This window comes from Xanthomonas cassavae CFBP 4642, assembly GCF_000454545.1.
Classification (GTDB): domain Bacteria; phylum Pseudomonadota; class Gammaproteobacteria; order Xanthomonadales; family Xanthomonadaceae; genus Xanthomonas; species Xanthomonas cassavae.
On sequence record NZ_CM002139.1, the window covers coordinates 709,588 to 726,529 of the forward strand.

The window sequence follows — 16,942 nt, forward strand, 5'->3', positions numbered from 1 at the left end:
CCAAAGAAATCGTGCCGCCTGCCGATACCTCCGAGGACCGCCATGCCCATGGCGGACTCTTCCGCAGACATCGTGCACACCAGCGCCGGCATGCTCAGAACCATCGACTCCGACCAACTTCGCCCCGGCATGTATGTCTACAAGCTGCTGGGCGCATGGGTGCACCATCCGTTCTGGAAAACCTCGTTCCTGGTCGATTCGCAGGACGTGGACAAGATCCATGGAAGCCGGATCGAGCAATTGGTGATCGACACCGCGCGCGGGCTGGATGTGGATGCGAGCATGCCGGAGACCGAGGCGGCCGATGTCACGCCTCCGGCACCGGAACCGCCAGCGCCAGCGCCAGCGTCCACCATGCGCACGGTGCGCACCAACAGCGTCGCCGCGCAGATCGGCATCGAGGCCGAGGTGGTGCGGGCACGGCGCATTTTCGAAGACGGGCGCGACACCGTGGAGGAGATGTTTCGCGACGTACGGCTCGGCCGTACCGTCGATACCGAGGCGGCCATGCCGCTGGTGGAAGCCATCAACGATTCGGTGCTGCGTCACCCGCAGGCCCTGATCAGCGTGGCGCGGCTCAAGACCGCCGACGACTACACCTATCTGCACTCGATGGCCGTGGCCGGGCTGATGAGCGGGCTTGCCCGCCAGCTCGGCCTGCCCGATGCGCAGGTGGTGGAAGCGGCGATGGGCGGGCTGCTGCACGACATGGGCAAGGCGGTGACGCCGCTGGACATCCTCAACAAGCCGAGCCGGCTCACCAACGAAGAAATGGAGGTCATGCGCCAGCATCCGCTGGATGGCCATCGCCTGCTGGTGGCCGGCGGCGTGCAGAACGCGGTGGTGCTGGAAATCGCCCTGCATCATCACGAAAAGATGGATGGCAGCGGTTATCCGAACCGCTTGGTCGGCGAAGAGATCTCGCTGATGTCGCGGATGGGCGCGGTCTGCGATGTCTACGACGCCATCAGTTCCGACCGCCCCTACAAGCGCGGCTGGGATCCTGCCGAATCGCTCAAGCAGATGGCCTCGTGGAAAGGCCACTTCGACCCGGTGATCTTCCAGGCGTTCGTGCGCCGACTGGGGATCTATCCGGTCGGTTCGCTGGTGCGGCTGGAATCGCAGAAGCTGGCCGTGGTGATCGAACAGACCCCGGACGCGTTGCTCAAACCGAAGGTGCGGGCGTTCTACTCGGCCAGGCTGCGCAGCCATGTGCTGGTGCAGGACATCGACCTGTCGCGCCCCGACTGCCAGGACCGGATCGAAAAGATGGAAACTCCGAGCGACTGGGGCTTTCGCGATCTCGAGAAACTCTGGCTGCCCTGATCTGGCCGTGCCCCGCCGCGGGTAGTCCTGCATGCCCGTCCGGTGTGTGGCGCGTGCCCGGCTGCGCGTCCTTGCTGATCGGCATGCCGCCGACGGTTGATCCCGGCCACGCCCCGCGGCCGATCACACCGAACCGCCTGGCCCCATGCGGCCTGCTGATCGCCGTCTGGACCCAGATCCAGCACCACCTAGCGGACGCGACCATGCTGCGCTGCAGCTTGGCAATATAGTTATGTTAAATAACTATTCCGGAACGCAATCACTTGCCGACCGGAACCATGTCTACTCCGCGACTGGATCAGCGCGGTCCCTCGCATGCTGCAGCGCTGCTATACCGCTGCCGGGCACGCGACTCCGGCACGTAACGGCGGCCTGCACGTCCACATCGATGGGCCTGGCCGCGTCTACAATGCGGTGCACGTCGGGGATCGGCGTTGCGGATGGAGCGCACGGCGCGTACCAGTCCGCCCGCTGCCTTCGTCGCGAGAACCGTCATGCCCGCTACCGCCCCTGTTGCACCGTTGCCCGATCCCGTCACCGAGGTGGACCAGGCGCGCCTGCTGCGGCTGCTGGGGTATCGCATCACCCGCACCGAGCTGCTGGTGCGGCGGATGTTCCAGGAGTGCGTGGCGGCCTTCGATCTGAAGCCGGTCGATTTCTCCTTGCTGATGCTGGTGGATGGCAACCCGGGGATCAATCAACGCCAGATCGGCGACGTGCTGCACGTGTCGCCGCCGAACCTGGCCATCGTGGTTGCACGGCTGGTCAAGCGCCGGCTGTTGCGGCAGGTGCGCGGGCGGCAGGACCGGCGCATGCAGCATCTGTCGCTGACGCCGGCCGGCATCACCCTGCCGACCGAAGCCGAAGCCGAGGTGTTGCGCATGGAGCGGCAGCTCAGTGCAGTGCTCGGCACCAGCGAGGCGCCGCTGCTGCGCGCGCTCGATCGCCTGGATCGTCTGGACACGCTGTAGGCCGCGCCTGCCGGCTACGTAGCCGGCGCCGTTTGTCCACTTCATATTGCAACTGCACGTGCTGTGCGTAGCGCGGGGATTGCCCCTGCCTGACGCCTGCCCTGTGGCAGGCCCGCTGTTCCCTCCCAACGCTGGAGATGTCCGCAGTGAGTCGATCCTCGGAGATGCGCTGGGCAGGTGGTGCAAGAGCGTCGTGGCAGGTCCGCGCAACGTTTGGGGCGGCGGCAATGCTTGCCACCGGCGCAGCGCTCGCACAGGGCGTGCCGCAGAGTGCGGCGCTCACCAGTGGGCTCAATACCGGCGGGACGAGCTTTCTGGATGTTTCACCCGCACCACGCCCGGCTGGGCCGTGGCGACCTATCTGCGCCAGACTTCGCTGGATGCGATCAAGGACGCGCGTGGCAACGATGTCCCGGTGTTCGATGACCCGCGTATCGATTCCACCCTGCTGCCGACCCAGGTTGCCTACGTCACGCCGTACACGCTGTTCGCTGGGGCGCTGGGCATCAATACGCTCGTGCCGTTGATCAATCTGGACGCGACCTTCGGGCGCAACAGCATCGCCACCCTGCGCGACAACGGCGCGGGCGTCGGCGATCTGACCTTCGGGCCGTATCTGCAGATGCTGCCGGTGATGCGTGACGGGCGGCCGGTGTTTTCGCAGCGTTTCGAAGTCGACGCCGTTGCACCGATCGGCGAGTTCGACCGCGAATCGCGATCTCAACCAGGGCGCCGGCGATTGGTCGCTGGTGCCGAACTATGCGTTTACTTCGGAGGGTGGCAATGAATTTGCAGAACAAGACGATCGTGGTGACCGGTGTGGCGTCGGGCATCGGCGCAGAGGTCGCACGGCTGGCGCGGTTTCATGGCGCCACGGTGATCGGGGTGGATCGCACGCCGGTCCAGATGACCCTGCACGGCTTTCATCAGGCCGACCTGGGCGACCCCGAGTCCATCCACGCGCTGGTCAGCGCCTTGCCGGAGCGTATCGATGCGCTGGCCAACGTGGCCGGCGTGCCCGGCACCGTGCCGCTGGATGTGGTGGCACGCGTCAATTACCTGGGCCTGCGCCATCTGAGCCAGGCGCTGCTGCCGCACATCGTCCCGGGCGGTGGCATCATCAATGTCGCCTCGATCCTTGGCGCAGAGTGGCCGCAGCGGCTGGAGCTGCACAAGCAGCTGGCCGCCGCCGGCAGTTTCGAGGCCGGCGCTGCCTGGCTGGCCGCGTATCCGGTGGCCCACGACACCTGCTACCAGTACTTCAAGGAAGCCTTGATCGTGTGGACGTTGCTGCAATCGCGCCCCTGGTTTGCCGAACGCGGCATCCGCGTCAACAACGTCTCTCCTGGACCAGTGTTCACCCCGATCCTGGGCGACTTCGCCGCGATGCTGGGCGAGGAACGCGTCAAGGAAGATGCCAAGCGCATGACCCGCCCGGCGTACGCCGACGAGGTGGCCGAGGCCATCGTGTTCCTGGCATCGGATGCCGCGCGCTGGATCAAATGGCATCACCCTGCCGGTCGGTGGCGGGCTGGCATCCACCACGCTGTAGTTCCTCCCACCCGTCACTCCCCCCAATGTTTGTAGCAGGAGACTGGACCATGAATGCTCTTCCCAGCGCAGCGGTCGCTGCGACCGATACGCCCGCGTGGCACGGCTGCATTTTCAATGGCGAGTGGGTGCACGGCCACGGCGGCAGCCTGCCGATCCATGAGCCGGCGACCGGTGGCTTGCTGCACGAGGTCAGCAAGGCCGATCTGGACGATGTGGCAGCTGCCGTAGCGCAGGCCAAGCAGGCGCAGCGCGCCTGGGCCGCCACGCCGCCGCGCGAGCGCGCCGCGATCTTCCATCGCGCCGCCCAGGTCATGCAGACACGCAGTGCCGACGCTGCGCTGCTGATCGCACGCGAAACCGGTGGCATCCTGCCAAGGCCCAGCACGAAGTGGATGAAGCGGTGGTGTTCTACCAACAGGCCGCCGGGTTGCCGCTGCAGGCGGTGGGCCAGGTGCTGCCAACCGCCGCCGGCCAACTCAGCCTTGCCCGGCATCTGCCGCTGGGCGTGGTAGCGGTGATCTCGCCGTTCAATTTCCCGCTGATCCTGTCGCTGCGCTCGGTGGCGCCGGCGCTGGCCATGGGCAACGCCGTGATCCTCAAACCCGACCCGCGCACGCCGTACACCGGTGGAGTGATCATCGCGCAGGTGCTGGAAGAAGCCGGCCTGCCCAAGGGCTTGCTGCATGTGCTGCACGGCGATGCACAGATCGGCCAGGCGCTGGTGGAAGCACCGGATATCCCGATGATCGCCTTTACCGGCTCCACTGCGGCTGGTCGCCGTATTGGCGAAATTGCCGGGCGACACCTGAAAAAGGTGGCCTTGGAACTGGGCGGAAACAATGCGGTGATCGTACTCGACGATGCGGACCTGGACCGCGCCGCCTCGGCGATTGCCTTCGGTGCATACCTGCACCAGGGACAGATCTGCATGGCCACCGGACGGGTGTTGGTCCAACGCAGTGTGGCCGATGCGTTGACCCAGCGGTTGGCGGAAAAAGCACGGCATCTGCCGGTGGGCGACCCGGTCAGCGGCGCCGTGGCACTGGGCCCCATCATCGACCAGCGCCAGCTGCAACGGGTGATCGACATCGTCACCGACAGTGTGGCCGCCGGCGCGGTCGTGGAAGCCGGCGCAACCAACGAGGGGCTGTTCTATGCGGCCACCGTGCTGTCGAACGTGCGCCCGGGCATGCGCGCGTTCGACGAAGAAGCGTTCGGGCCGGTGATCAACATCAGCGTGTTCGATACCGATGAAGAAGCCGCCGAGATGGCCAATCATGGCGAGTACGGTCTGGTTGCCGGCATCCTGTCCGCGTCGGTGTCGCGGGCGATGGCGCTCGGCGAGCGCCTGCACACCGGCCTGCTGCACATCAACGACCAGACCGTGGCCGATGAAGTGATCAACCCGTTCGGCGGCACGGGCGCATCCGGCAATGGCACCAGCGTTGGTGGTCCAGCCGACTGGGAGCAGTACACGCACTGGCAGTGGCTGACGATCAAGAACGAGGTACCGCAGTACCCGTTCTGAGCGCCTGTACGCGTCTGCGTGGCTGGCCGGCTCGGCGCAGTGCTGCGTCGGCCTGGCGGCATCGCCGGGCAGACGCTTCCGTGCTCGCCGCTTTCAGATGTAGCGGCACCACCACGGCCTCACTGGTCAGTGCGAAAGCGCGTAGGCGAGCACCCCGCATGCCGCGCGAAGTAGCGGCTGAAATAGGCGGCATCGGAAAATCCAAGCGTGGCGGCGATCTTCTGCACGCGCAGGCTGGTGTAGCGCAGGCTGCGGCGGGCCTCGAGCATGATCCGGCGTTGCAGCAGGTCCAGCGCCGACGCATTGACCAAGCGTCGGCACAGTGCGTTGAGATGGCCCGGGGTCAGGCCCAATTGGTCGGCATAGCGGGAGATCGGCCAGTGCGCACGATAGTGCTGGTCGATCAATGCCTGGTAGGCGCGCAGGTGGCGCAGGGCAGGGTCTGCCTGCGGGCTGGCGTCCGCTGCATCGTGCAGGCCTTGCAAGGCCGTGCGAGCGGTCCAGATCACCAATTGCGTTGCAGCAGCCTGCAGTGCGGCAGCGTGTCCCACACGCCGATGCACGTGATCAGTGGCAATGCTGTCGAACAGCAGGTCGAGCAGTGTCCGCGAGGCGTTGGCCTGCAGCACCGCCGGTCGTGCCAGACCTGGCTGCAGCACGGGTGCCGCGTCCAGCGCGCTGCGCACCAGCGGCATGCACAAGGTGATGATGTGGCCGCGTACCCGCGGGTCGAATGCGAACCCATGCACGCACAGCGGTGGCAGCCACACCAGGGTGGCGCCACGCAGGCGCTGGGTGCGTCCATCCAGTTGCAGTGTCGCCGGCCCGCGCTGCACGTACAGCAGTTGCGCCAGGTCTTCATGCCGATGCGGGTCGATGTGCCAGTCGTGCAGCCGGCTGCGCGCGGCAATCGATTCCCAATGCAGCAGCTCCGGTGCATCGGCGTGCTGCTCGCCGTACAGGCCGAACGCGGGACCGGCAGTGGTTGCAGTGAGTTGGCGTGCGCGTGTGGGCATCGTCGAAAAGTCCAAGCACTGCGCGCAATCATCCCTTCAATGATGCCGGTTGGCTACCGACACTGCAGGCCTGGTCATTGAAGACAGGAGCGCCCCATGCGAACGCAAATTGCAATCGTCGGTGCCGGGCCATCCGGCCTGCTGCTGGGAGAACTGTTGCTGCGTGACGGCATCGACACGCTCATTGTCGAGCGGCAGACGCCAGAACACGTACTGGCGCGCATCCGCGCCGGAATACTGGAGCAGGGCAGTGTGGAGTTGCTGCAACGCGCCGGTGTGGGTGACCGCCTGCAGCGTGAAGGTCTGTCGCATCATGGCTTCGAACTGTCGCTCGATGGCCGGCGTGAGCGCATCGATCTGCTACGCGGTTGCGGCTGCGGGGTCACGGTGTATGGCCAGACCGATGTCACCGCCGATCTGATGCAGGCGCGTCAGCGCAGCGATGCGCCGACCTACTGCGGCGCACGCGACGTCACCCTGCACGCGCTGGACAGCGCCACGCCCAGCGTGGAGTTCGCCCATGAGGGCAGCCGTGTGCGCGTTGCCTGTGACTACATCGTCGGCTGCGACGGCTTCCATGGCGTCAGCCGCGCCAGCATTCCTGCCGACCGCCTGCGGGTGTTCGAGCGGGTGTACCCGTTCGGCTGGCTCGGCGTGCTTGCCGACACGCCACCGGTGCACGACGAACTGATTTATGCACGCCACCGGCTGGGATTTGCGCTGTGTTCGATGCGCTCCCCCACGCGCACGCGCTATTACGTCCAGGTGCCGGCCGCCGCGCGCGTGGAGGCATGGAGCGATGCGGCGTTCTGGAATGCGTTGCGCGCACGGTTGCCGGCAGCGTTGGCAGAGCAACTGGTGACCGGCCCGTCGATCGAGAAGAGCATTGCGCCGTTGCGCAGCTTCGTGGCCGAGCCGATGCAGTACGGGCGCCTGTTCCTGGCCGGAGATGCCGCGCATATCGTGCCGCCCACCGGTGCCAAGGGGGTGAATCTTGCGCTGGCCGATGTCGGGCTGCTCGCACAGCTATTCGCGCGCTGGAAAGTCTCTGGCAATGCCGACGTCTTGCGGCGGTACTCGGCGCTGGCACTGCAGCGGGTGTGGAAGGCCGAGCGGTTTTCGTGGTGGATGACCACGCTCCTGCACACCTTCGATGATGAAGACCCGTTTACCGCACGCATCCGCCAGGCCGAGCTTGCGTATCTGCTGGACAGCGAGGCCGGGCGCGCCACCATTGCCGAAAACTATGCGGGCCTGCCGATGGTCGAACTGCCCGACGCCTGACGACGCGCTGCGTAGGGTAATCATTTGATCACCTGGAATTTTCGAAGTGCCCAAGTACACTTTCGGGTGGCTAGCGCACCCGCGGACGTGCTGGGTAGGGTTGTCCCGACGCGTGGCAGTGTGCGCAAGCAAGGACGCGTCATTCCCCCAATCGCGGTGCCGTACGCCGATCCCCTGCGAGTGCACGGACCGCTTCATCTCTGGAGTGACTCATGAAGAAATTAGTCTCCCGCGCCCTGGTCTTGATCATGCTGCTCGCGCCGGTGGCGGCGTTTGCGCAGACCGCGGTGACCGCCAACTCCAACCACGAGAAGTTGCTGATCGGCTCCAACTGGTATGAGACCGCCAACAAGCGCCTGGTCTACGACTTCTGGCGCATCGTGTTCGAGGCAGGCCAGGTGCAATACGCGCCGATGTACATGGACAAGAACTACATCCAGCACAACCCGAATGTGGCCAATGGGCGCGATGCCTTCATTGCTTTCCTGACGGCCTTCGTGCCGCCGACCAAGGTGCAGCCGCGGGTGCAACTGCCGTTGGTGGCGATCACCGCCGATCATGACCTGGTCACGCTGGTGTCGGTGCGCACGCTGCCGGACCCGCGTAACCCCGGCAAGACCTACACCACCACCTGGTTCGACATGTTCCGCATCGAGAATGGCCTGATCAAGGAACACTGGGATCCGGACACCATCGCCGGCCGGGCAAGCACTGGCGGCTAGTAAGTGCCTGAAACGGCGCTGGCCTGCGTCACCGCAGGCCAGCGTCATGCGCGTGATGGCGGCGCAGCTGCCGCGCCAGATCGCGCAAGATGAGACGTTCATTGCACGCCTTGCGGCCAGAGCGGGTCAGCTGATCTTGAAGCCCATCGTCGCTTCCACGGCCTGCTGCCAACCAGCGTACAGCTGCTCGCGCTTGTCCTCGGCCATGGCCGGCTCGAAACGACGATCCACCGCCCACTGCTTGGCGATTTCCTCGCGGCTGCCCCAGAACCCGGTCGCAAGACCCGCCAGATAGGCCGCACCGAGCGCGGTGGTTTCGGCTACTTCCGGCCGCAGCACCGGCACATTGAGGATGTCGCTCTGGAACTGCGCCATGAAGTCGTTGGCGATGGCGCCACCGTCGGCGCGCAGTTCCTTCAACTCGATGCCCGAATCGCTTTGCATCGCGGTGAGCACGTCGCGGGTCTGATACGCCATCGACTCCACCGCCGCGCGGACGAAGTGTTCCTTGCTGGTGCCACGGGTCAGGCCGAACACCGCGCCGCGGATATCGCTGCGCCAGTACGGCGCGCCCAGGCCGACGAAGGCCGGCACCAGATACACGCCATCGTTGTCGCCGGCACGCTCGGCATAGGCCTGCGAGTCGCTGGCCTTGCCCAGCATGCGCAGGCCATCGCGCAGCCACTGCACCACCGAGCCGGCGACGAAGATCGCCCCTTCCAGTGCATATTCCACCTTGCCGTCGATGCCCCAGGCGATGGTGGTCAGCAGCCCGGCCTTGGAGACCACCGCCTTGTCGCCGGTATTCATCAGCATGAAACAACCGGTGCCATAGGTATTCTTTGCCATGCCCGGTTCGAAACAGGCCTGGCCGAACAACGCGGCCTGCTGGTCCCCGGCGATTCCGGCGATCGGCACCTGCTCGCCATAGAAATACTGGGTCTGGGTCATGCCGTAGACCTCGCTGGAGGAGCGCACCTCCGGCAGCATCTGCGCGGGCACATCCAGCATGGCCAGCAGTTCGGCATCCCACTCCAGGGTATGGATGTTGAACATCATGGTGCGCGAGGCATTGGTGTAGTCGGTGACGTGCACTTTGCCACCGGTGAGGTTCCAGATCAGCCAGCTGTCGATGGTGCCGAAGGCCAGCTCACCGTTGCGCGCGCGCTCACGGGCGCCTTCCACATGGTCGAGAATCCATTTGACCTTGGTGCCGGAAAAATACGCATCGATCAGCAGCCCGGTCTTGTCGCGCACCATCTGCTCGTGTCCGGCCTCTTTCAGCTGGGTGCAGATGTCCTTGGTCTGCCGCGATTGCCAGACGATGGCGTTGTAGATCGATTGGCCGGTGGCCTTGTCCCACACCACCGCGGTTTCGCGCTGGTTGGTGATGCCGATGCCGGAGATCGCGCGCGCATCGATCTGCGCGTTGTTGAGCAGCTCGGTAATGGTGGTGTAGACACTGGTCATGATCTCGCGCGGGTTGTGTTCCACCCAGCCCGGCTGCGGAAAGATCTGCCCGAATTCGCGCTGCGCTACGCCGGCCACCTTGCCTTGGCGATCGAACAACATCGCGCGCGAGCTGGTGGTGCCTTGATCGATCGCCAGGACGTATTGCTTTTCCATCGAAGATTCCTCAAACAATGCCGGCGTTGGCGCACGGCGAGAGTGGTCGGTGCAACTGGATGACGCTGCACGAACGGCACGCCAGCGGCGGCGATTCGTGCAAGCGGTCAGGCGTGCCGCCGGGCACGGCGATCAGCGCGGATCCAGCGGCGGCGTGTCGCCCTGCAGGTGCCGCACACGTGCCGGCAGGAACGGCAGGATCAGCCACTGGTACGCCAATGCGCCGATCGGCCCGCCGATCAACGGCCCGACGATCGGCACCCACCAGTAGTTGTCCTTGGCCGGCAGGGCGGCTTCGCCCCAGCCTGCGAAGTAGGCGAACAGACGGGGCCCGAAATCGCGTGCCGGATTCATCGCCCAGGCTTCCAGATACCCCATCGAGGCACCCAGCGTGGCGACCAGCAGGCCGATCATCAACGCGCCGGAATTGGCTCCCGGTGCGGCTTCGTTGAAGCGCTCGGTGATGGCGAAGATGCCGAAAATCAGGAACGCGGTCATGATGATCTGGTCGACCAGGGCGTGCATCGGTGTGACCGCCAGACCCGGCGCGGTGAAGAACACCCCGGCGGCACCGCCGGCTTCGCGGGTGAGCTGCTGCACCTGGTTGAAGTGATCGATCACCGGCCCGTAGAGCTGATAGACGATGGCCGCGCCCAGGAATGCACCGATCACCTGCGCGATCCAGTACGGCACCACCTTCTTCCAGGAAAAGTCACGGAACAGCGCCAGCGCCAGGGTCACCGCCGGATTGGCGTGGGTGCCGGAGACCGCGCCGGTGACGTAGATGGCCAGCGTGACCGCCAGGCCCCAGGCGATGCACACCCCCCAATACGCATTCTGGTACGGGCTGGGGTCGTACAGCACGTACATCGCTGCGACCGAATCGCCCAGCGCGATGATGATGAACATCGCCAACGCTTCGGAAATCAACTCACCAACGAGTTGACGGGTCATGCGGGCAGGCCCGCGTTGCAGTCACGGGTGCGCGCAAGCTGGCGCGATGCACGCATTGGCGCGCAGGGAAATTGGTTCGTGCTCATCGGGTGTGCCCTCCACAGGGATCGTCATGATGCCGGCAGTACGCCAGGATACGTTGCCGGACGACCCGTCCTCGCCGGCAACGCGGTGTGTTTTCACGCCGCGGCGGTGGCGATGGCCGGCACCGGCTGCGCCTGCAGATACGCCTCCAGGCGCTGACGCCCGTCTGCATCCATGCGCAGGCCGAGTTTGCTGCGACGCCACAGGATATCGTCGGCGCTCTGCGCCCATTCGTACTGCCGCAGGTACTCCACCTCGGCCTGGTACAGGTCCGCACCGAAGTGCTTGCCCAGTCCGGCCATGTCTGTTGCATCGCCCAGTAGTTGCTCGGCGCAGGTGCCGTAGTTGCGCACCAGGCGCTGCGCGGTGGCAGCAGGCAACCATGGACGCGTAGTGCGCACCCGCTCGAGCAGGCTGGCGATGTCGCGCTGCTCGCCGCCGGGCAGCGCATCGCCGCGCGCGGTCCACGCCGGCTTGCGGGTCCCCAGGGCCTGCGTGATCCGGTCGACCGCTTCCTCGGCCAGCTTGCGATAGGTGGTCAGCTTGCCACCGAACACGTTGAGCAACGGCGCGCCGTCGTTGACCACTTCCAGCTGATAGTCGCGCGTGACCTCGGCGGCATTGTCTTGCGCATCGTCCAGCAATGGACGCACGCCGCTGTAGTTCCACACCACGTCCTGCGGGCCGATCTGCTGCTGGAAATACAGGTTTGCCGCGTCGCACAGGTACTGCACTTCGGCCGCATCGATCCTGGGCGCGGCGGGGTCGGCCTCGTAGTCGACATCGGTGGTGCCGATCAAGGTGAAGTCATGCTCGTAGGGAATGGCGAATACGATGCGCCGGTCCGGTTGCTGGAAGATGTAGGCGTGGTCGTGATCGAACAGCTTGGGCACCACGATGTGGCTGCCCTTGACCAGGCGCAATGCGTGCTGGTGCGGTACCGCGGCGACCTTGTCCAGGAACGCCACTGCCCACGGGCCAGCCGCGTTGGCCAGCGCGCGCGCCTGCACGGTGCGGCGGCGGCCCTGGCGGTCTTCGAGTTCGGCATACCAGAATCCGGCATCGCGCCAAGCGCCGACGCAGCGGGTACGGGTGTGGATCTGCGCGCCGCGTCTGGCTGCATCCATCGCGTTGAGCACCACCAGGCGGGCGTCCTGTACCCAGGCATCGGAGTACACGAACCCGGTGCGCAACGATTCCTGCAGTGGCGCGCCCACTGGATGCGTGCGCAGCGACAGCCGCCGCGAGCGCGGCAGGCTGCGCTTGCTGCCGCCCAGGTGGTCGTACAGGAACAGGCCGGCGCGGATCATCCAGGCCGGGCGCAGATGCGGCTGGTGCGGCAACAGGAAGCGCAGCGGCCAGATGATGTGCGGTGCCAGCCGCAGCAGCACTTCGCGCTCGGCCAGGGCCTTGCCGACCAGGGCGAATTCATACTGTTCCAGATACCGCAGGCCGCCGTGGATGAGCTTGGTGCTGGCACTGCTGGTATGCGACGCCAGGTCGTCCTGTTCGCACAGGCACACCGACAGGCCGCGCCCGGCCGCATCGCGGGCGATGCCGACCCCGTTGATGCCGCCGCCTACCACCAGAAGATCGTACGTCTCGCCCATCAGTGTCTCCGTCCAGATCCGCACTAGCGAACCTAAGTTGTCATGTTCGAACATATTCGAACATAGCGCCTTGCGGGGGCGTGAAGACGGGACTTAACCTAAAGATGACGGCCGGAGCGCGGTCCTAGGGCTATTTGAAACACGGGAGCAATTGACTTGGTCTATTGATATGCATGGAGTAATAATTTTTCTATGCCAAAACGCACAAAAACGAACATAGCGTCGCGCTTCAACCGCTGGGTAACCTGCGCGGATCGGCGACGCCTCGCCTGTGGCGATGCCTGTCTCGCTAGGCGGCGCCGTTCGTACCCGCCACATGCACCCGCGTGCCGGCTTCTTCCAGCACCCCGGCCAACTCCTGCGGCGGGGCGCGGTCGGTGAACCAGTCGTGCACCTGTGCGAGTGCGCCCAGCCGCACCATGGCGTTGCGTCCGAACTTGCTGTGGTCGGCGGCCAGCAGTACCTGGCGCGAGTGCTCGATGATGGCCTGGGCCACGCGCACTTCTTGGTAATCGAAATCCAGCAAGGCGCCGTCCAGATCGATGCCGGAAATGCCGATCACCCCGAAATCCACCTTGAACTGGCGGATCAGTTCCACCGTGGCTTCGCCGGTCACGCCCTGGTCGCGGCCACGCACCACGCCACCGGCCACGATCACCTCGAAGCTGGGGTTGGCGCTGAGCATCACCGCCACGTTGAGGTTATTGGTGATCACGCGCAGGCCGCGATGCTGCAGCAGGGCGCGCGCCACTTCTTCGTTGGTGGTGCCGAGGTTGACGAACAGCGAGGCATCGTCGGGAATGAAGCGCGCCACCTGCGCGGCGATGTGCTGCTTCTCGTTGGCCTGCAGTGCCTTGCGCGCGGTATAGGCCAGGTTTTCCACGCTCGAGGGCATGCTGACGCCGCCGTGATACCGGCGCAGCACACCGGCATCGCAGAGCAGGGTCAGGTCGCGCCGGATGGTCTGCGGGGTGACCTCAAAGCGCGTTGCCAGGCCTTCTACCTCGGCAAAGCCCTGCTGTCGCACCAGTGCCACCAATTGTTCCTGGCGCGGGTTCAAGGCCGGCGCCGGGACAGTCCTGTAGTGAGTCGACTCCATGCGCAGATGATCGCGCATGCGCGTGAGGATGCAAACACGGCGATCAGCCAAGCACCGACCGAGCGGGCCGATCGGCGCGCCAAGGCGTGCTGGCAGCGCATGCGGTCCCGACCAGCGTGCGCGCCAGTCCATTGCCCGGTGTATGCGCCGTCCACCGCTGTGTCAGCCCAGTTCGCCGCGATAGCCGGTATCGATGCTGATGCTGCCGCCCACCGCGCGTGACACGCAGGCGCACAGCTTGCGGTTCTCGCGGCGCTGTTCGTCGCTGAAGAACACGTCGCGGTGATCGATGTCGGCTACGGTATCCAGCACCTCCACCGCACATAGGCCGCATTCGCCGCGGCGACATTCGGCAATCAGCTCGACGCCGGCATCGGCCAGTGCATCGAGCATGGATTCGTTTTCCGCCACCGGCACCTCCAGGCCAAGCCCGGGCAGCTTGACCACGAACGCCTGCGCCGGCACCCGGCCGCTGTTGCCGAAGGTTTCGAAATGCAGCCGCGCGCGCGGCCGCCCGGCCGCATGCCAGGACTGGCGGACCGCTTCCAGCATGCCCAGCGGCCCACAGACATACACCTCGGCGTTGGGCGAGAGCCGGTCCAGCGCGGCGGCCAGGTCGACCGGGCCGGCGCTGTCGTCGCAATGCAGGTGCAGGCGCTCGCCGAGCATGTCTTCCAGCTCATCCACGTAGGCCATCGCGCTGCGCGTGCGGCCCACGTAGAGCAGGCGGAAGGCGGGGTGACGCTGCGCCAGCCGTTGCGCCATGCCCAGGATGGGCGTGATGCCGATCCCACCGGCGATCAGCAGGATCTCCTCGCCGCTTTCGTCCAGCGCGAAGTTGTTGCTGGGCGGCGACATCTCCACCACGTCGCCGGGCTGCAGCGACCACATATGCAGCGAGCCGCCACGGCTGTCGGGCATCTGCCGCACCGCGATGCGGTAATGCCCGTCCTTGCGTGGCTCGCCCACCAGCGAGTACGAGCGCACATCGTCGCGGCCATGCAGCCGTACGCGGAAATCCAGATGGCTGCCCACCTCGAAGCTGCGCGTGGCCGGGCCCGGATCGAGCACGATTTCGCGCACGCCTTGGCAGGCGTCGGCGATGCTGACGACATGGGCGCGATGCCAGTGGGTGTCTTTACGCATGAGGGGGCTCCAGGCAGAAGGGCATGCCGGTCGGTGCCGGCGTTGGACGCATGGGCGCGGCCGGTCAGGGCGCCGCCGCGCACCTGGCTGACCGCTGCAGGGGTGTGCAACAGGTGGCGAAGATTGCGATGGGCCAGGCGTGCGTGTTCGCGCATCAGCGCTTCGGCGCGGTTGCCCTGGCGCTGTTCGACGGCGGCGATCACTTCGCGATGCTGTTCCTGCGCCAGGGTCAGGATGACCCGCGCATCGGCAGCGCTGGTCTGCGCCATGACCAGGCCATTAGGCGAGGCGAACGGCAGCTGCACCACGCGCGTCAGTGCACGCTCAAGCACATCGCTGCCGGCCATCGCCATCAGCAGGGAATGGAAGCGCGCGTTGGCCTGCACATAGGCGGAAAAGTCGATGCCCTGGCGTGGCGCGCTGATGATGGTGTCGATCTCGGTCAGCAGCGCGCGTGCCTGGGTCAGCTGCGCGGCGGATACGCCGCGCTCGGCAGCGATGCGTGCGGCCAGGTCTTCGAGCGTGCCGCGCAGAGCGATGCGTGCGGCCAGGCCTTCGAGCGTGCCGCGCAGTTCGATCGCATCGTGCACATCGCGCTCGCTGAAGGCCTGCACCGCATACCCACCGCCCGGCAAGGCGCTGGCCAGGCCTTCTTCGCACAGCCGCTGCAACGCCGCGCGCACCGGCGTGCGCGACATGCCCAGGCGCTGCACCACGGCCAGCTCGGACAGCCCCGTTCCGGCGGGCAGGGTGCCGTCGAGGATCAGTTCGCGCAGTGTGAGCAGCGCGCGGGTGGTCTGCCCGGCGCTGCTGTGGAACGGAGTGGTCGGGGGCATGCTGATCTCCTGCGCAATGCGCTCATCCCACCATGCGCAGCGACAGGTCCTGTGCGCGCAGCTCGTGCGCGATCATGCGGTCGATCACCCGCCGCGCCCACATGCCGCCGGCATCGACGTTGAGGTTGTAGAAGGTGTGGTCCGGATGCGCATCGATGGCGCGCTGCTGCGCCTCCAGCACCGCCTCGTCCTCGCCGAACACGCCGGTGACGCCGGCACGCGTGAGCGTGGTCAGGGACTGGTCGTGCAGCGCGTAGTTGCGCATGAACGCCCAGAAGTAATGGCAGGTGGTATCGGTCTCCGGGGTGATGGTGTTGAGTACGTAGCCGTTGACGCCCTGGCTGCGGTCGCCCTCCGGCGCGCCGGTGCCGGCGATGGCCACGCCGACATCGATGGCGATGGTGCCGGGCGCTTCGAAGCGGATGATCTGCCAGCGATCGACCTTACCGCGGTAATCGAGATGGCGCGCGATCTGGCTGGCCCAGAACGGCGGCGCGTCGATATCGCGCATCCAGCGCGACACCACCACCGAGCGGTCGCCGTGCACCACGTCGAAGGGCGCTTCGGCGATTTCGTCCTGGCCGATACTGGAGCCGTGCACGAAGGTTTCGTGGGTCAGGTCCATCAGGTTGTCCAGCACCAGCCGGTAGTCGCACTTGGCGTAGATGGTGCGGCCATCGCCGGCCCAGGCCGGGTCGTGCGCCCAGTGCAGATCCGGGATCAGTGCGGTGTCGGCCTTGGCCGGGTCGCCCGGCCAGATCCACACGTAGCGGTGCTTCTCGGCCACCGGAAAACTGCGCACGCAGGCCGAGGGATTGATGGTTTCCTGCGAGGGCATATGCACGCAACGGCCCTGGGTGTTGTAGACCAGGCCGTGATATCCGCACACCACGTCGTCGCCGCGCAGCTTACCCATCGACAGCGGCACCAGGCGGTGCCAGCAGGCGTCTTCCAGCGCCACCACCGCGCCGGCAGTGCTGCGGTAGAGCACCACGTCCAGGTTGCAGACCTTGCGCGGGCTCAGGGCGTGCTTGATTTCGTGGTCCCAGGCGACGGCATACCACGCGTTGAGGGGAAACAGCGGCTTGGACTGGGACATGACCGTGACTCATGGGGTTTTGTATACAACCTGGGGTACGCATCGGCGCCGATGCGCCGGCTGGCAACCAGTTGACGCGCATGCCAG

Annotated in this window: 11 protein-coding genes and 4 pseudogenes; 7 read left to right on the forward strand and 8 right to left on the reverse strand. The window is 66.1% G+C overall.

The window, feature by feature from the left end:
• Window positions 1-90 precede the first annotated feature (90 nt).
• From XCSCFBP4642_RS0103100 to XCSCFBP4642_RS23935, 5 genes and pseudogenes are all read left to right on the forward strand, one after another.
• Window positions 91-1,326 (forward strand): HD-GYP domain-containing protein, encoded by a 1,236-nt coding sequence (locus XCSCFBP4642_RS0103100; protein ID WP_033898863.1) that lies wholly within the window; start codon window positions 91-93, stop codon window positions 1,324-1,326.
• A gap of 440 nt (window positions 1,327-1,766) precedes the next feature.
• The gene (locus XCSCFBP4642_RS0103110) at window positions 1,767-2,297 is read left to right on the forward strand and encodes a MarR family winged helix-turn-helix transcriptional regulator (RefSeq protein WP_029218500.1); all 531 of its coding nucleotides are present in this window, start codon (window positions 1,767-1,769) and stop codon (window positions 2,295-2,297) included.
• Window positions 2,298-2,461: 164 nt separating this feature from the next.
• Window positions 2,462-3,067, forward strand: a pseudogene (locus XCSCFBP4642_RS23925) (transporter); the annotation flags it as partial.
• A gap of 13 nt (window positions 3,068-3,080) precedes the next feature.
• Window positions 3,081-3,849, forward strand: a pseudogene (locus tag XCSCFBP4642_RS23930) (coniferyl-alcohol dehydrogenase).
• Between the two features lie 49 nt (window positions 3,850-3,898).
• Window positions 3,899-5,379, forward strand: a pseudogene (locus tag XCSCFBP4642_RS23935) (benzaldehyde dehydrogenase).
• 119 nt (window positions 5,380-5,498) lie between these two features.
• Here the strand turns inward: XCSCFBP4642_RS23935 and XCSCFBP4642_RS0103130 are convergent.
• Complete coding sequence (locus tag XCSCFBP4642_RS0103130) at window positions 5,499-6,395, reverse strand: helix-turn-helix domain-containing protein (RefSeq protein ID WP_029218501.1); 897 nt, start codon at window positions 6,393-6,395, stop codon at window positions 5,499-5,501.
• 96 nt (window positions 6,396-6,491) lie between these two features.
• Here XCSCFBP4642_RS0103130 and pobA point away from each other — a divergent pair, with 96 nt between their 5' ends.
• Complete coding sequence (gene pobA / locus XCSCFBP4642_RS0103135; protein WP_029218502.1) at window positions 6,492-7,679, forward strand: 4-hydroxybenzoate 3-monooxygenase; 1,188 nt, start codon at window positions 6,492-6,494, stop codon at window positions 7,677-7,679.
• Between the two features lie 212 nt (window positions 7,680-7,891).
• Window positions 7,892-8,401, forward strand: coding sequence for a nuclear transport factor 2 family protein (locus tag XCSCFBP4642_RS0103140; RefSeq protein ID WP_029218503.1), 510 nt, complete (start codon window positions 7,892-7,894; stop codon window positions 8,399-8,401).
• A gap of 126 nt (window positions 8,402-8,527) precedes the next feature.
• On the opposite strand, the gene glpK is transcribed toward XCSCFBP4642_RS0103140, so the two are convergent.
• From glpK to XCSCFBP4642_RS0103175, 7 genes and pseudogenes are all read right to left on the reverse strand, one after another.
• Window positions 8,528-10,027 carry a glycerol kinase GlpK gene (glpK, locus tag XCSCFBP4642_RS0103145; RefSeq protein WP_029218504.1) on the reverse strand — a complete coding sequence of 500 codons (1,500 nt, stop codon included), beginning with the start codon at window positions 10,025-10,027 and terminating at the stop codon, window positions 8,528-8,530.
• A 132-nt stretch (window positions 10,028-10,159) separates the two neighbouring features.
• Window positions 10,160-10,981 (reverse strand): MIP/aquaporin family protein, encoded by an 822-nt coding sequence (locus XCSCFBP4642_RS0103150; RefSeq protein ID WP_029218505.1) that lies wholly within the window; start codon window positions 10,979-10,981, stop codon window positions 10,160-10,162.
• 179 nt (window positions 10,982-11,160) lie between these two features.
• Window positions 11,161-12,675, reverse strand: a complete 1,515-nt coding sequence (gene glpD, locus XCSCFBP4642_RS0103155; RefSeq protein ID WP_029218506.1) for a glycerol-3-phosphate dehydrogenase — start codon at window positions 12,673-12,675, stop codon at window positions 11,161-11,163.
• A 289-nt stretch (window positions 12,676-12,964) separates the two neighbouring features.
• Window positions 12,965-13,792 (reverse strand): DeoR/GlpR family DNA-binding transcription regulator, encoded by an 828-nt coding sequence (locus XCSCFBP4642_RS0103160; protein ID WP_029218507.1) that lies wholly within the window; start codon window positions 13,790-13,792, stop codon window positions 12,965-12,967.
• Between the two features lie 144 nt (window positions 13,793-13,936).
• Complete coding sequence (locus XCSCFBP4642_RS0103165; protein ID WP_029218508.1) at window positions 13,937-14,920, reverse strand: PDR/VanB family oxidoreductase; 984 nt, start codon at window positions 14,918-14,920, stop codon at window positions 13,937-13,939.
• 200 nt (window positions 14,921-15,120) lie between these two features.
• Window positions 15,121-15,756, reverse strand: a pseudogene (locus XCSCFBP4642_RS23940) (GntR family transcriptional regulator); the annotation flags it as partial.
• A 22-nt stretch (window positions 15,757-15,778) separates the two neighbouring features.
• Window positions 15,779-16,855, reverse strand: coding sequence for an aromatic ring-hydroxylating dioxygenase subunit alpha (locus XCSCFBP4642_RS0103175; protein ID WP_029218510.1), 1,077 nt, complete (start codon window positions 16,853-16,855; stop codon window positions 15,779-15,781).
• Between the last annotated feature and the right edge of the window lie 87 nt (window positions 16,856-16,942).

Coding starts and splice junctions, on each gene's coding strand:
- XCSCFBP4642_RS0103130 (WP_029218501.1), bottom strand. CDS start 6,395: ATGCCCACACGCGCACGCCAACTCACTGCAACCACTGCCGGTCCCGCG.
- glpK (WP_029218504.1), bottom strand. CDS start 10,027: ATGGAAAAGCAATACGTCCTGGCGATCGATCAAGGCACCACCAGCTCG.
- XCSCFBP4642_RS0103100 (WP_033898863.1), top strand. CDS start 91: ATGCTCAGAACCATCGACTCCGACCAACTTCGCCCCGGCATGTATGTC.
- XCSCFBP4642_RS0103165 (WP_029218508.1), bottom strand. CDS start 14,920: ATGCGTAAAGACACCCACTGGCATCGCGCCCATGTCGTCAGCATCGCC.
- XCSCFBP4642_RS0103160 (WP_029218507.1), bottom strand. CDS start 13,792: ATGCGCGATCATCTGCGCATGGAGTCGACTCACTACAGGACTGTCCCG.
- XCSCFBP4642_RS0103140 (WP_029218503.1), top strand. CDS start 7,892: ATGAAGAAATTAGTCTCCCGCGCCCTGGTCTTGATCATGCTGCTCGCG.
- glpD (WP_029218506.1), bottom strand. CDS start 12,675: ATGGGCGAGACGTACGATCTTCTGGTGGTAGGCGGCGGCATCAACGGG.
- XCSCFBP4642_RS0103110 (WP_029218500.1), top strand. CDS start 1,767: ATGGAGCGCACGGCGCGTACCAGTCCGCCCGCTGCCTTCGTCGCGAGA.
- pobA (WP_029218502.1), top strand. CDS start 6,492: ATGCGAACGCAAATTGCAATCGTCGGTGCCGGGCCATCCGGCCTGCTG.
- XCSCFBP4642_RS0103150 (WP_029218505.1), bottom strand. CDS start 10,981: ATGACCCGTCAACTCGTTGGTGAGTTGATTTCCGAAGCGTTGGCGATG.
- XCSCFBP4642_RS0103175 (WP_029218510.1), bottom strand. CDS start 16,855: ATGTCCCAGTCCAAGCCGCTGTTTCCCCTCAACGCGTGGTATGCCGTC.